General features: G+C 55.7%; 8 protein-coding genes. All 8 read right to left on the reverse strand.

What is annotated here, in order from left to right:
- Nucleotides 1-183 precede the first annotated feature (183 nt).
- The 8 genes from HB631_RS02555 to HB631_RS02590 all read right to left on the reverse strand — a co-directional run bounded on the left by HB631_RS02555 (nucleotide 184) and on the right by HB631_RS02590 (nucleotide 14,813).
- On the reverse strand, nucleotides 184-2,730 hold the full coding sequence (locus HB631_RS02555; RefSeq protein ID WP_213989572.1) for a virulence factor SrfC family protein: 2,547 nt from the start codon (nucleotides 2,728-2,730) through the stop codon (nucleotides 184-186).
- A complete protein-coding gene (locus tag HB631_RS02560; protein WP_213989710.1) occupies nucleotides 2,727-5,714 on the reverse strand; it encodes a virulence factor SrfB in 2,988 nt (995 codons plus the stop codon). The genes HB631_RS02555 and HB631_RS02560 overlap by 4 nt, the downstream gene beginning before the upstream one ends.
- Before the next feature lies 1 nt (nucleotide 5,715).
- Complete coding sequence (locus tag HB631_RS27265; protein ID WP_345945682.1) at nucleotides 5,716-7,530, reverse strand: SrfA family protein; 1,815 nt, start codon at nucleotides 7,528-7,530, stop codon at nucleotides 5,716-5,718.
- A gap of 117 nt (nucleotides 7,531-7,647) precedes the next feature.
- On the reverse strand, nucleotides 7,648-8,709 hold the full coding sequence (locus HB631_RS02570) for an alkene reductase (RefSeq protein ID WP_213989573.1): 1,062 nt from the start codon (nucleotides 8,707-8,709) through the stop codon (nucleotides 7,648-7,650).
- 190 nt (nucleotides 8,710-8,899) lie between these two features.
- Nucleotides 8,900-9,592, reverse strand: a complete 693-nt coding sequence (locus tag HB631_RS02575; RefSeq protein WP_213989574.1) for a FadR/GntR family transcriptional regulator — start codon at nucleotides 9,590-9,592, stop codon at nucleotides 8,900-8,902.
- A 392-nt stretch (nucleotides 9,593-9,984) separates the two neighbouring features.
- Nucleotides 9,985-11,013, reverse strand: a complete 1,029-nt coding sequence (locus HB631_RS02580; protein WP_213989575.1) for an alcohol dehydrogenase catalytic domain-containing protein — start codon at nucleotides 11,011-11,013, stop codon at nucleotides 9,985-9,987.
- 4 nt (nucleotides 11,014-11,017) lie between these two features.
- Nucleotides 11,018-12,313 (reverse strand): MFS transporter, encoded by a 1,296-nt coding sequence (locus HB631_RS02585; RefSeq protein WP_213989576.1) that lies wholly within the window; start codon nucleotides 12,311-12,313, stop codon nucleotides 11,018-11,020.
- Nucleotides 12,314-12,623: 310 nt separating this feature from the next.
- Nucleotides 12,624-14,813 carry a glycoside hydrolase gene (locus tag HB631_RS02590; RefSeq protein WP_213989577.1) on the reverse strand — a complete coding sequence of 730 codons (2,190 nt, stop codon included), beginning with the start codon at nucleotides 14,811-14,813 and terminating at the stop codon, nucleotides 12,624-12,626.
- Nucleotides 14,814-14,869: the final 56 nt, after the last annotated feature.

Genomic DNA, 14,869 nt, shown 5'->3' on the forward strand with positions numbered 1-14,869 from the left:
TAGCATAGAGACAATAGGCTGATTTATAATATGGAAGGGGTGACGTGTGCGTCGCCCCTTTTTGATCTTTTTTTGAATATAATTCCCTTTATAAGACGTGCCTCAGTATTTTTCAGATTTATGAACTGACCCGGTATCGTCTTTTTCCAAAAAAAAAAGTCTGTTGATCCGGCGTCCAGCGGACTAACAGACCATCCCATCCAGGATCCGGGCCAGTTGGGCCTGCTGTTCGGCGGTTAATTCGCCGTCGGCGGAAAATCCCTCGTTTTGGATAATCATCTCCCTTAACCCCACCAGCCAGTCGTAAATATAAAAAGCGGCGGTATTGGCCGGGGTGGGGGCCAGTTTGGTCAGGCGGCGGGAGGCATCCCAGCTGACCGCCTGTTTTTCCGGACCGGCGAAGATTTTATGGCCGCGATTAACGCGGCTTTCGGGGCGCAGCGTCGGGTCAATGTGTAAAAATCCCAGCCAGGCGACAAAATCTCCCAGCACGGTGAGAGCCTTGGTCACCTGGCGGTCGGCCCGGCTTTCCGGCGGCAGGTCCGGTGATTCGGCCTCTTTTAACCGAGCGGATAACAGGCCCGGAATATCCAGCCGGACGCTGGCGATGATGAATTCCTCCGCCAGCAGCATCAGGATGGTTTTATCCACCCCCAGCAGGGTAAGCAACCGTTGGTTTTCCGCCAGCGCGCGCAGGTGATTGACCCAATAACGATAGACACTCAAGGCATATTCCGTTGCATAACCGCCAGTGGCGTCCGTATCGCCCGGCTGGGGGTTGTCGGCAAAAAGACCCGTCGCGTCGTCCGCCGCCGGCCTATCGTTGAACAAATCGATATCAAAACCAATACCGTAAGGCGCGTCGCCGTCAGACGAGGCGATAATGTCCGCGGAGGTGAATGCGCCGCCACCGACTGATACAGTGACGCTGTCACGTAATCGGGATTGTTGCAGATAGAGACGCTGCAGCTCCGACCGGGGGGGCAGCAGCTGCTCCAGCAGTTCGCCGTGCACGCCGGCGCGGGTTTGCAACGTTTTCAGCAGCATGACCGCCACCTGCTCTTTGACCGCCGGATTTTCGGCCCCCTCGGGGCGATACCAGCCGGCCAGCAGAGTATGCCGCAACTCGCGCTGTAGCGCAGCAAGGTCTTCGGCGATCCGGTCTTGCCTGTTATGGCTGTTTAACTCCGCCGCCAGATGGGCCGCCATCCGTTTTATGCCGCGCTCATCCATCGCCAGCACCGTGCCCCAGCTGTCTCCGGGGTTGCCGACATAACGCTGCACCGCTTCGTCAAAATTATGTCCTTGGGTCACGCGCTGATCGAAGGCGTTTAATGCCCAGATAAGCCCCGGCTTATGGCGGCCGCGCAGTCGGGCATTTTCTCCCTGGGTCTGTTTAACCCAATACTCCAAGGTCTGGCCGACGATTTTTGCCTCTTGCCGGGCACCCGCCGCGGTACACACCAGCAACAGGTGATTTTGCCGGCGATCGGCATAACGCCCCAGCAAAAAAAGGCTTTTGGCGCGCCCGATGGCATCGGCAAAGGGCGCAAGCGGGGAACCGGGCGCCGGCAGGAGGTCCTGCGGCGCGCCGGCCTCCAGGCTGCCGCCATAGCCGGGGAAATCCACGATGTCCGTTCCAAGAAAATCCGTTCCAATCAACTCCACCCCATGACTGCCCATGATAGGGTTGACCACGACAGGAGACGTCGCGTCAATAGTGGAAGACTGAAGCGGGATCAGCACCTCGGCGGTTAAAAAGCTCAGCTCCGCCAGGGATAATTCCACCGGCTTGGCCGCGCCGGTTTCGCTAACCGGGCGCACCGTGATAGGGGGATCATTCGGTGTGCCCAGACCGGCGAAGGCCATGGCATCAAGGATCGCGTCCGCCGGCAGGCGGGTATCGTCCACCAGCACCGAACGGGGCGCCAATACTTTTTCGGCGCCGGACAGGGAGGACAGGGCATAAGCGAAGCGACGATAAGCCTCGGTCAGTTCGGGAATGTCGTCCCATAACAGCGAAAACAACCGGGCGCGATCGTCAATGGACAGGTAAGAACACAATTCCGCCGCCGCCGGCCAGAAGCGGGGGGTTAATGTCTGCAGGTAATGTCTATCATGTCGGGCCAGAAAATCCCACAGTCCGATGACTCCGTCGCCGTTAATGCCCGCCACAGGTTCGGCCTGGCGCTGCATGGAGAGAACACGCAAACGGTCGGTTATCTCACCCTCCTCCGGCATGGGCCGGGAGACGCCGGGGCCTGCGCCAGGCAAGAAGGCCAGTGCAATGATTTTGAGGAGCTCAGACTCATTCAACAGCGAAAGCTGTACCGGAAAAGCCGGATCCTGCGTTACCGGGCGGCGGCTAAAGCGGATAGCCGAGCCGGCGGACTGGCTGTCCGGGTTAATATTAATGGAGAAATCCAGAATTTCCCCTACCAGTGACGTTTCCAGCCGGCCGTTGTCGCCGGCGGCCAGGGCCGAAATCAACGCGGTTTTCCCCGCCTGGGATCGGCCGAAAAAGCCGATGGCGGGCATCTCGGCATAGCCGTGCCGCCATCCTTGGGCCTGATTGTGGGCGCGGCGCAGTTGAATCAACAGACGATCAGCCTCCATATCCAGCCTGGGCGCGTTCCCGCGGGTTCGTTTCAGCCAATCGCACAGCTCGTCGATGCCTTGCAGTGTGGACGCGATGGCGTCAGGCAGTGCTTGGGAAGATAAGGGTTTCATAGCGTGAATACGCTCCCGCTGTCGATCCAATAAGAGGTGGTGCCTGAGCCATTGCCGGCCAGGGTATTGAGCGTAAGCCGCAGATGATGGGCGGGAACGCGACTGCCGTCTTCCAGCACCGCTTCATCGATGGCGAAACGCTCCGGCCCGGACGGCGTCCCGCCTCCGGTGACCTTAAGCTTGACATGCAGCGCGCCGCCGCCGGCCACCCGCCGCGCCAGGTCATGGTCGGCGATGGATAAGGTATACAGCGGCGATGCCGGCCAGCGGTCGTTATCGAGCTGGCGAAAGCCCAGGCATAGAGTGCCCCGCAGGGTAAATCCGGCTTTAGGATCCAGGGTAAAGTCCGGCGCATCAAGATCGATATCACGGTAATGCACATTCTCCTCCGCCAGGGTGCTGTTGCCCTCCAGCGTGCCCAGGTAGCGCAGCGTGGAGTAGGGCTGGAAATCTCCGGCGTTAAAATAAAACCCCGGCAGGCGCAGATTGAGCGCCAGCAGACAGAGCATTGCACCCACCGCGGCGGTGGATTTGGGATTGTCTATATGACCGTGGGTATTGAATGGATACCAGTCGCTGGTGTGATAGCCGTCCAGCGGCAAAATGCGGTTGACCGGCAGCGGCTGCAGGTGCCTGAACAGGGCCTGGATGCCTGGAAAGCGGGACGGGCGTCCGGTGAGCAGCAGGATGTCGCAGGAATAAAGGGAAACCACTTCCGTCAATGAACGCAAATGCCGGTTGATGGACAGGCGGTTTGATAAAAAGTCGCCGTGCAGCTTTTGCAGACTCACCACCAGCGGGACTCGTAAAACGTCGAACGGGGGGGTCCCGTCGCGGGGCTCGCCGTTGACTTCCTTATTGATGTAGTCCAGTACGCCGGCGGTGGGCGGCTGTGTCAACCGTTCGCCGAAGGTTGTCTCGATCTCGGCGCTGCCGTCCAGCGGGTCGAAACCCTCATAGGTTTCCAGAATCGACCGACCAACCGGCATGAAAATCTGTAATGTCGCCTGCTGGCGCAGCGTGGCGTGACCGTCGTTTCGCCCCTGGTCGCCGAACAGCCGGGTCATCAGGGCCTCCGGGCCGGCAACCCCGGCCTGCTTCAACGCGGTTTGCAGAGCGGGCAGGACATAAAGCTGAATTACTTCCAGCAAGATGTCGTCGCCGGCCACTTTAAAACCTTCCCGAAACAACAGCTGCGGACTGATTTTTGCATTGCCGCGGCCTTCGTCCAGCAGACGATAATCGGTGATGGCTAAATCGGTGGTGCCGCCGCCGATGTCTATTGACGCGATACGCAGGTTTTTATCCGCCGGGTCGCCGCCGGACGCCGCTTTATCCGGCCGCGCCATGCTGTCGAAAAACGCCGCGGTACGGCCGGCGAAGTTTACCCGTGCCTCGTTATAGAGATAGACCATTTGTCCGCAGGTGGCCTCGTCCCACTCCATCTGGACATCCGGCACCGGTATCAGGCTTTGTTGCCGCTGACCGGCGGTGGTGAAATCCTCGTCCGCCGGATGCCAGCCCATGGCTTTCCAAACCAGGCCGATAGCCTCATTCATCCGCCGATGGAAAATTTCCCGCTCCGGCTTCGGCAGCGCCGAGGGCAAGGTCAGGATAATGGTGCGCAGTCGGCGCGGCGCGGCTGAATGCAGCATTTTCAGCCGCTGGGCCGCGCTGTTGATTTGCATCAGCGCCTGCGCCAGCAGTTCGGTAAGCATAAAAGTCATTAATGAACTGCGGCTGTAATGAGGGGTAAAAACCGGCAGACGATCATCCGGCGGCAGGCCGTATAACGGCTGACCCTCGTCATTAAGCAGCACCGTCAACGGCATGGCGGTGGCGGGGGGCTCAAGATGCGCGTTAAGCGGTCCGCCGCCAAACCGCCATCCGGGAGCATAACCCTCTTCGTCCCATAAATAGCGGCGCGGGCTGGATATGCCGCTGGCGCCGTCGGTGCCCCGGCGCATTGTCGCCATACGGGCGGCTTCACTGCCTACCCGGGTGATGGAAGGCCAAACGAAGGCGTCGTCACGCCCGCTCTCGACGGAAAAGTTTTGTTTGCCGAAGGCGGCCTGGGCGAATTCCACCCGGCTTTCAAATAATTCATTATAGAGATAGTGCGGCCGGCTTAAATCGCGAATATGCAGTTCGTAGGCGTGTTTTAAACCGTCCACTTCCTCGGGGTGATCCTCCACCAGTATGCCGCAGGTGTGAGAATTGCCCACGTCCAGGATCAGATCCACGCTGATGGCCGGTTCCTGCTGCGTTTCAGCTCTGATTTTTATTTCCGGAACGCTTAATTGATTGCCCAACATATGCAATATATTCAGATAATGCGCCTGGTACTCGAAGGTCCGCAGGGCCAGGCCGATTTCGCCGCTGCTGCGCTGCTCTTGACCGCCGGCCCGCTGGCTGAAAACTTCCCGTAGCCAGCCGTCGACCCAGGTCTGATCGAGAAATTCACCCAATTCATTATTGCGGTAGGCAAGGGCGAAACCGAGTCCGGTCTTGCAGTCGTTTTCATTGGGGGCCAATCCCTCGCTGCCATGGTCCTCGGGATACACTTTGGTATCAAAGGCCATGCTGACCCGATGGGTATTGCCGTGCTGATCCGGAGTATCCAGCGTGAGGATTTGCACTCGCGCCCAGTTATCCGGGCCACCCATAAAGGTGCGCGGCGGGTTGAAACGTAAAAAAGGCAGCGGCAGCCAGATCTTATCCAGCAGCGTTAACGACTGCTGCAAAGAAAAGCTGAATTCGGGTTTGACCACCTCCGGCGTCGTGCCCGCCGCTCCGGGCAGCAGATATTTGCCGGTCTCTTCGTCATAGGTCAGACGCAGCAGCGGGCCGTTAACGCTTTGCCGCACGAACTTGGCGGGCCTGCCGTCCGCCATGGCCGGTTTCAGGGCAAAATCCAGAAATTGAATACCGCTGTCCTGAATTAGCGCGATCTTCCGTTTATAGTCGATGATGGAAGCCAACATATTATTTTTCATTTTCACGCTTTATCTGGGTGGGGAAGATCTGGTCGTTGTCATAACGACTCTGGCAATCCGCTATTCCGGTCAAGGTTTGTTTGCAGACAATTTGCGGCATGCGATAGGTGGACCCGTCGCTGCACCGTGCCTTGTCCTGGCTTCTGATCACCAAATTACCCGATTTCATCAGGCCGGCGTGCACATCGGCCCGGCAGCTGATACCGCCGCCATAATGTATCTTCGCCACGCCGCCGCCGTTTTTAACCAGATAGTCAAAACTCACCGCCTTGCCGCCGGTCACGGGATTTTTGCTGTCGACATTCACCCGCCAGCGGCCGTTGAAGAAGGCCGTGGAACCCGCTTTCACCGCCAAGGCGGGCAGCCGTAGGGCGTTTTTCATCTGTAAGGGGGTTAAGGGAAAGCTGTTTGATGACGTTGTAACTTGAGCCTTCGAAACCAAGGCGGGATGTATTCCACCGTCGGCGGCGCCAGTTGCATCATTTGCCGTTGCGCGGCGGTTGTCCGGATTTGAGGGGCTATTCCCCGCGCCGGCGACGGTTTTGTCATCGGCTGAAGCACTCGCTCCCTTAGCGGTAGCGTAGGCCGGGGAGGCATTCCCCTTAACATCTCCGGCGGCCGAGGCAGTAACCGCCCCTGATAAAATATCGGTATTGCCTGCGGAAGGTCCGCCCGCCACGGCACCGCTGCCGTCGGCAGCCGGGGCCGGATTAATCGCCGTGGTGGGTCGATTCTTGCCGGGCAGCGCCGGCGCATCGGCGGAGGCCGGCCGATCGTTGACCTGACCGGCGGGCGGCGCGGTCATGGGGGAAGAAGGCGCCAAGACATGAGGCTCTGTTACCGGTGCCGATACCGGGGGCCATACCGGACTGTTGGATAGATAGCCGTATACCTTAAAGACCAGGATCGCCGCCAGCGCCAGGGCGGGCAGGATCCACCGCAGGCGACGCCGGCCCTTGGCTTTTGACAACGCGGCGGCGGTTTCCGGTTTCACCCGTTGGACTGGGTTGGGATTGGCAGATTCCGTATTAGACGGAAGAGCGGAGTCGGCGTTGGAAATGGCGGATTCGGTTTTAGACGAAAGAGAGGAATCGGCGTTGGAAATGGCAGATTCTGTTTTAGACGAAAAAGCGGAGTCGGTGTTGGAAATGGCGGATTCCGCTTTCGACAAACCGGCGGATTCGGCAATGTCGGGAAGTGGAATTAGCCTTTGGGACGCTTGCGGGGCAATGGCCGGGGCAGTATCCATAGGTTCGTGGCGGGCCGGGATGATCACCGGCTCGGAGTCCGGCGCTACCTGACGCAGGCAGTCAAGGGGATCGGCGCGTGATTTTTCATCGAGTTTAACGAAACCCCAGAACGTCAGTACCGGTTTATTGCCAACCAGGTAAACATGGTTCTGATCGGGAAACTGGAGAGCTTTGGCCAGCAGCATACCGAAAAGCTTCTGAGCGGCTTTTTCCGCTCTTTGCGCCCGGCGGCTGATGTCGGCCACCGTGGCCTGGCACAATTCCAGCTGGTGAAGGGCCGATGCCCGTTGTCTGTCGCTGGCGGCGGCCCAAGACGTGACCTTGCCTTCAATGGGAGAATACCAGTCGAGCCTTTCTCCTTGCTCATGGGGTTGGGGGATGGCCAGGCAATCAAGCAGCTGCCGCTGTCCGCGCAGGCGCAAGGTTTCCCGCAACTGGAGCGCCGAAGCGTAAACCGGTTGCCCATCTTCCCCCAGCGCGAGGATACCGTCCAAACTGCCACTGCGTAAGAATGCACTGCGTAAGAATGATTTTGACACGCAAAAGAGACCCATTGTGAGTAATTTCTAAAGCAGAAAAAAATGCGCTATCTGCAACAATGGGTACTTTAGTGCGATTAAGGGTCAATCAAACGCCGGAATAAGCGGTAAAACTCGCAAATATTTGAGCAATCATCTTTGGGACAAGGCTGGGTAATCGGTATAACCGATACCGCCCGCGGCGTAAATCGTCTCTTTGTTCAGGGGATTAAGAGGCGCGTTTTGCTTAAACCGCTGCACCAGATCGGGATTGGCCATGTAGAGATTACCGAATGCCGCCGCGTCGGCCTGCCCCTGGTCGATCAACGCTTCGGCGGTGTCTTGGGTTAAGCCTTGGTTGGCAATCCAGGCGCCGGAAAAGGTTTTTCTTACCTGCGGTCCGATACGATCCGGAAAATCCAGCGATTCGCGGGCAAAGATAAAGGCCAGCTTGCGTTTATTCAGTTCTTCCACCACATAGCCGAACATGGCGCGGGGATTGGAATCATGCATGGAATAAGAGCTGGACATCAAATTAAGATGCACGCCGAACCGGTCCGCTGGCCAGACGGCTAGCAGGGCATCCACGGTTTCCAACAGAAAACGCGCCCGGTTGGCGATGGAGCCGCCGTATTGATCGGTGCGTTTGTTGGAACCGTCATGCAAGAACTGATCGAACAAATAGCCGTTTGCCGAGTGGATTTCTATACCGTCAAAACCGGCACGCTTGGCGTTCTCGGCCCCACGGCGAAAATCCTCCACGATACCGGGTATCTCTTCCGTTGCCAGGGCGCGAGGCACCTCATAGGGTTTCAACGGCCGCAGCATGTTGACATGGCCTGCCGGCGCGATGGCGCTAGGTGCCACCGGCAGCTCTCCGTTTAAATACACCGGATCGGAGATGCGTCCCACATGCCATAGCTGAATCACTATTTTCCCCCCGGCTTGATGCACTCCATCGGTGACATCTCGCCAGGCGGCAACCTGCGCTTCCGACCAGATTCCCGGCGTATTGGGATAACCCACCCCCTGCGGCGATACCGAGGTGGCCTCGGTGATGATGAGGCCGGCGCCGGCACGCTGTATATAATACTCTTTGGTCAACGGGCCGGGGCTGCGGCCATCCACCGCCCGCATGCGGGTAAGGGGCGCCATGACAATGCGATTGCTCAGTTCGAGGGCGCCGATTTTTACCGGCTCATACAAGGTTGGCATATATTCTCTCCAGGGAAAAGGGTTGCGCCGGGGATGGTGACAACCGGCCGCTGATGATAAAACCATTATATTTCTGATGTCGGATCCATTTAAGCCTCTTTTGTCGCGGCCGGTGTTACTGCATGTGCGTTACGATGCAATACAACAGTCCGAGCAAATGAACAAAGAGACAGAGGTGGAATGAGGAGGGTTATTGCGATTCCAGCGAACGCATGACCCGCTCGAGATGTATCTGGGAGCAGCGTCTGGCTTCGTCGGCGTTGCCGGCAATAATGGCATCGGCCATGTGCTGGTGGTCTTCGTTGAAGATACGCAGTTTGGTATGATCGGCGTAGCGATCGTCCAGGTGCAGATAAGGCAGGTTGATGCGGCGATTCCAAACCGTGGTACCGACCTCGTTGAGAATCGGGTTACCGGCCATGCTGCCGATCAATAAATGAAATTCACGGTCCAGGCGGTAAAATTCACTGATATTGTTATTGCTGATGTTTAACTCCATATTCACAACCAGGGCGCGTAATTTTATATGCAAGGCAGCGTTGCCGACCTTGGCCGCCAAATAGGCCAATTCGCTTTCAACAATGCTGCGGGCCTGGATAACATCATATTGATTATATGCATAGGATGGACCGGACAGGCTTTCCGCGCCAGGAGTTTCACAGACAAACACCCCGTTGCCGGAACGGATCTCTATCCAACCCGATAATTCCAACACGATCAGCGCCTCCCGGAGGGATGCGCGGCTAACACCCAGCTGTTTCGACAGGTCCCGCTCGGCGGGTAAGGCTTGTCCAGGGTGATAGACGCCTTTATTGACCATGGAAATCACCACGTTGGCGATTTTTTGGTAAAGCCTTTCCGACTTTATCGTGGGTAGATCCATATTTCTTCATCCCTTAACAGATATAGATATAAAAATTGCCGGCGGGTAGAGCCAATACCGACGAGAGACTTTACCATATTGCATATATGGGTATGGGGTAATTTTTTTGCATTGGCCAACCACGATCCGCAAACATTCACCTGTTTGGCCAGAGAGTCCGGGTCACCGAGCATGGACGTCGCGCATCCCGCCGTTCAAGGCTGAGTAACCCGGCTATCCCGGATGGTTTCAAACCGCCGCACCCCGTTACCGGCTAACACCCATGACGAGGCAAAAACAGCCTATCTTGAAGATTGGCGAATCGGATAAGCGGACAAAAAGCGTCTTCACCATGCCGGCGAAACGTTATTTGACGGAATGCCGTGACTGATTTTTATTTATCAGATCTTATTTTATTGGACTACTGCGTTTATTTTAAGGTAACGGCCGGGATTTTCCGACAGATCCTTTATTGCCAACGGGATTTCTTCTAACAAAATTGTTTTACTGATTATGGTATCTGCCGCAATAATACCTTTCTCGATAAGATCCAATGCCTCAGGAAACTCCCCGGCGCTGGTTCTTGACCCTCTGATATCAATCTCCTTTAAGGTAATGATATTGGTGGGTAAAGATGTTTCGGCTTTAGGCCAGCCGGTGAGGGCTATTCTGCCGGCAAAAGAGACATAAGCCAGCGCTTCTTTAATGGCGATATTGGCACCGGACGCCTCAATCACCACCTCCGCCATTCTCCCCAAGGTGATTTGATCGATAATTTCTTTCCCATTCTGTGACGATGGATTGATGGTATGTTTAATACCTATTGAAGCCGCATAGTCCAGACGCTGCTGCACGATATCAATGAGAATCGGGATTGCCTTGTAATGTAATGCGGCCTGCGCCGCCAATAAACCAATGGCGCCGGCGCCCATAATGACGACATGTTCCCCGGCGCTGAGCCTGGTCCGATGCAGTGCATGCAGGGCGATGGTCAAGGGTTCCGCCAGCGGAATGGCGGCCAGCGGGATGCCCGTGGGAACTTTGTGTAATAATTTTGCCGGGTGGGCGAAAATCTCTCGCATCCCGCCGTTGATATGCACCCCGATCACTTGCAAATGCTCGCAGCAATTGGTGCGGCCAATACTGCATGGGTAGCAATTGCCGCAGTAGATATAGGGATCGACAATGACCCGGTCACCCGGACGTATGGTATCGGGCAACCCTTCGCCGCCCTCAATAATGGTACCCACCACTTCATGACCGATAATTCGCGGATAAGAAACCAGCGGATTAACACCGCGATAGGCGCCGATATCTGAACCACAAATTCCCAGTGACTCGACTTTGATTAACGCCTCATTGGTTTTTTTTTCGGGATAATCAACTTCTTTAACACGAATGTTCCCGGCTGATTCCAGATAAATACTTTTGACCTTTAACATGATGTTATATTCCTTGATCCACTTTAAACGACTTTACCGAGGTTTTATCCTTTATACAGAAAATAACCAACACCGCTCCTACAAGGGCAACAGCGCCCGCCAGGAAAAAGGCCATTGAGAAATCCCCTGTTGCTTGAACAATAAATCCTGTTACCAACGGTCCGATAATGCCGGAGGTATTGGCAATACCGTGCATTGCGCCGCCAACGCTGCCGACTTTATCTTTATGTACCACGTCCTGGATAATTGCCCAGTAAATCGCACCGGTGAGATATAATAAAAACAGCGAGCACGACATTAATATTATGGCGCTTTGCACCGTGGTGACATTGCCGGAAATCGCGACACATATCGCCGTGCCCGCCAAACAGCTACCCAACACCAGTTTTCTGGAGAACAGGGCGCGACCGGTGAGACGGTAGATATAATCGGAAAATGCGCCGCCGATCACCATACCCACCGCGCCAACCAGCCATGGAATAACGGTGGCAATGCTCAATTGTTTAATATCGAGGTGCATGGCCTGGTTAAGATAACTGGGAAACCAGGTCAGGAAGAAATACAGCACATAGTTATAGCTGAAGAACGCCACGGCGGTTGCCAGCACGATAGGCTGTTTCATGTAATAGCCTAACCCGGGACTGTTTTTGTCGACGCGGGCTGCGCCCTTAATGAGAATGTCATTCTTGTTCTCAAGTTCCTTTTGCTCTTCTTTATCGACAAAACGATTATTTTTGGCGGTATCCGTGGCGATTGCATACCATACCAAGGTCCAAACCAGGCCAATACAACAGATAATAATAAAGGCCCAGCGCCAGCCCACCGCAATGGCTAAAAAACCGACGACAGGCCCGGCGATAGCACCACCCAACGGAGAGCCGGCGCTGAAAAATCCCACTGCCACTGCCGTTTCATTGCGAGATATCCAGTTATTCACCATTTTATTACCGGCGGAACTGATGGGGCCTTCCGCCATGCCGAATAATACGCGTATGATCAATATGGAAGTTAATCCCACCGCCAGGGCGGTCATCCCGCAGAATAACGACCATAGCGTTACGGCAAAAACAAACACCAGTTTGGGTCCGGATTTATCGCTTGCCATCCCGCCGACAAAATTGAATATGACATAACCGACAAAAAAAGCGCTGAACACCATGCCTAATTCAGCGGCATTAAATCCCAGCTCCTTTTCGATTAACGGCGCGGTAATCGACAGTGCCGCACGATCCATATAATTGAGCATATAGACAATGAATAACATAAAAACAGTCACCCATCCCATCGAACGTCTTTTCATAGTAGTCCCGTCTTATTTATTGATTTTATGGTTAATATCTGGCAATCGCCATGCGGGCACATTGCTTGCCGCAGCAGTATCGCTGTGGTCAACGTCTGGCCTACTGGCAGGGTGGCCTACTGGCCTAACCAATGAAAATATAGCGCCGCCGTAAAAACCAGGTCAACGGGATTAAAATTAATTAAGGTAAAATGGGATAGGACATAAATTAGTCATGCAATGGATGAATGATTGCAAAAAAATGCGTGAAGTAGATCGCTTTGAAGGCATATTTTTTATCGCCAACATCTTTATAGGCCGTTTAAGCGGCCTATTCCATCACATTCAGAATCCGGCCATCGGCCAGTTTGGCTCGCAGGCTGTGGGCAGTCATATCACCAAAAGACCGGTCGCCAAAATTGGCTATTAGCACCGATCCGTCGCTAAACGTTGTTTGCTGTACCCAGCCGGTCTGGTCCAGCCAGGAGAAGCCGGTCAGCGCTTTATCCCACAGCGCTTGATGCAGGGGACGGAAGGCCGCATCCGCCTTTTTGATTTCAGGCAACCGCGCCCGCAGGGTGCCGCGGCTGAGATTGAACAACGGCGGGGTGTTGTATAGCTGGCTGAGCAGTGTACGGGTGGTTTTGACATCGATGAATTTGAGGTTGTCATAGGTCCAGTGGTGGCTGCTTATCACCGCATCGTGAAATACCGCTTGGTACAACGGCAAACGATAGCGCGGGTCGAACCGGACGGTGAGATAGGGCTGCTTCACCTTGGCCGGGTTAAAGAAAAGGGCCGGCTGGGCGTAGGGCCACCAGATGCCGAGGTAAAACGGCGATGCTTTATTCTGGTGCATATCCTTATCGCCCCAGCCGAAACCCCAGGTTTCCGTGCCATGGGCAAACATGATGTGACGCGCGGTCACCGCATTACCGTCTTCAGAACCCAACGGCAATCTTAAGGTTGTGCTGAACCAGGCCATCCGAGAATTGAACGCTTGCGCCATCTCCGCCGCGCCTGTCGGGTGCGCCGGATGATAATCGTCAGACACCATGCAGGAACCGTCAACATCCAGGAACAGGCTGTTCGGCGTCGCCAGTTTAATCAACTCCGCCATGCGCTGCTGAGAATAGGGCAGGATGCATTGGGGATTGAGATAATTTCCCTTACCGCCGAATCCAGGTTTTTTGCTGCCGTCGGCCCGTATAATGGCGCACTGTTCACGCAAGGCGGCGGGTACTTGGGCGGTGAGCCAGCTATCGTTAACGCCGCGAGGAACAGCGGTATCATAGGAGTCGTAGCTGGCGATCAGGTAACCTGATTTTTTGGCGCTGTCCACCGCCTGCGGGTGCAGAAATCCGGCGGTCCAGCTATCTGTGCCCAGCCATAGCCTGGTCAAGCCGGCCTGATGCAATGATTGGATAAGCGGTGTGGCCAACCCCTGACCCCAGCTTTCGGCGGGTGAGAGATACGCCCCCAGCCGTTGTTGTGCAAGCCGACGTACTCTGGCGGCCTGCTGTTGCTGCGCCGCCAGGGAAATATCCTGATCCGGCGAACGGTGCTGCGCCGCTTCCGCCGCCAGGGCCTGGTTGAGGGCTTCAATCAGGGATGGTTGCCGCCATTCCTCGGGGGAGCTATCTTTCAGCTGTTTTAGCGTGCTTTGAGCGTCAGCATCCAGCTTTTCCCACAGCCCGGCGCCGGCGGATGATTGCAGATAACCGGCCAGTCCCGGCCAGTTTTTTACATCTGCCTGGTCCAGTAACAGACCGCCCCACAGATAGAGGTGCGTCGCGCCGATCAGTTTTTCTCCTTCCGGCGCAATCATGATTTTGTCGCTTAGCGAACTGAATTGTCCGCTTTGCCGAAGATATTCCCGATAACGTATGGCGCCTGAAAGCGGCGAATCGCCCACATGCAGCAATACCTCGAAGGCCTGCCGCTGGTTAAACCGGTTGAACCGGTGGTTGCTTTGCATATGCAAACGGGCGTCGGCAGAAGTGAAGGCTATTTCATTATGAAAGGGGGTGAGCAGCAGCCAACTGAAAAATTTACCCTGCTGTTCCTGGCTCCATAACGGCAGTTTCAGGTCCCAGTTGGTATCTATCGGCGTCTGTTCGCTGACCAGATACTCCTGCCAAGTGAGGTTATCCAAAGGGATTCGGCTGCCTTCGCCCATCGGCAGAAGCAGCGTGGCGGCTTGTGCCGGCAGGGTGAACCAATCCAATACCTGCGGCCGTTCGCTGCTGAAGCTCAGGCGCAGATCGTTGCCTGACAGTTCCGCGGTAATATGCATGTCGCAGTCCGGCCATTGCCAACTGGCCAATAGCGGGGAATGCCGTAACGCGCTGACTTGCCGGGATGGTTGCGGCATATTCACCAGGGTATCGCCGGCGCTGATTTGCAGCGTGGCCGGATCAATATCAAATAGCGCGGTTCCCTGCTGCAATCTCAAGGCATGGGTGGGGGAAGCCAGGAACAGGCCGGCAATTAAAGCGATTTTTACCAGGGATTTTTTCATCAGATTAAGGATTCATGGATAAAGCAGGCGAGAAGCATTCGGCCATAATACGGTAT

The organism is Sodalis sp. dw_96 (assembly GCF_018449575.1).
Taxonomy (GTDB): Bacteria; Pseudomonadota; Gammaproteobacteria; order Enterobacterales; family Enterobacteriaceae; genus Acerihabitans.

Excerpts from the sequence above, each read along its gene's own strand:
- HB631_RS02555 (WP_213989572.1), bottom strand. The coding sequence starts at position 2,730 with ATGAAACCCTTATCTTCCCAAGCACTGCCTGACGCCATCGCGTCCACA.
- HB631_RS02560 (WP_213989710.1), bottom strand. The coding sequence starts at position 5,714 with ATGTTGGCTTCCATCATCGACTATAAACGGAAGATCGCGCTAATTCAG.
- HB631_RS27265 (WP_345945682.1), bottom strand. The coding sequence starts at position 7,530 with ATGGGTCTCTTTTGCGTGTCAAAATCATTCTTACGCAGTGCATTCTTA.
- HB631_RS02570 (WP_213989573.1), bottom strand. The coding sequence starts at position 8,709 with ATGCCAACCTTGTATGAGCCGGTAAAAATCGGCGCCCTCGAACTGAGC.
- HB631_RS02575 (WP_213989574.1), bottom strand. The coding sequence starts at position 9,592 with ATGGATCTACCCACGATAAAGTCGGAAAGGCTTTACCAAAAAATCGCC.
- HB631_RS02580 (WP_213989575.1), bottom strand. The coding sequence starts at position 11,013 with ATGTTAAAGGTCAAAAGTATTTATCTGGAATCAGCCGGGAACATTCGT.
- HB631_RS02585 (WP_213989576.1), bottom strand. The coding sequence starts at position 12,313 with ATGAAAAGACGTTCGATGGGATGGGTGACTGTTTTTATGTTATTCATT.
- HB631_RS02590 (WP_213989577.1), bottom strand. The coding sequence starts at position 14,813 with ATGAAAAAATCCCTGGTAAAAATCGCTTTAATTGCCGGCCTGTTCCTG.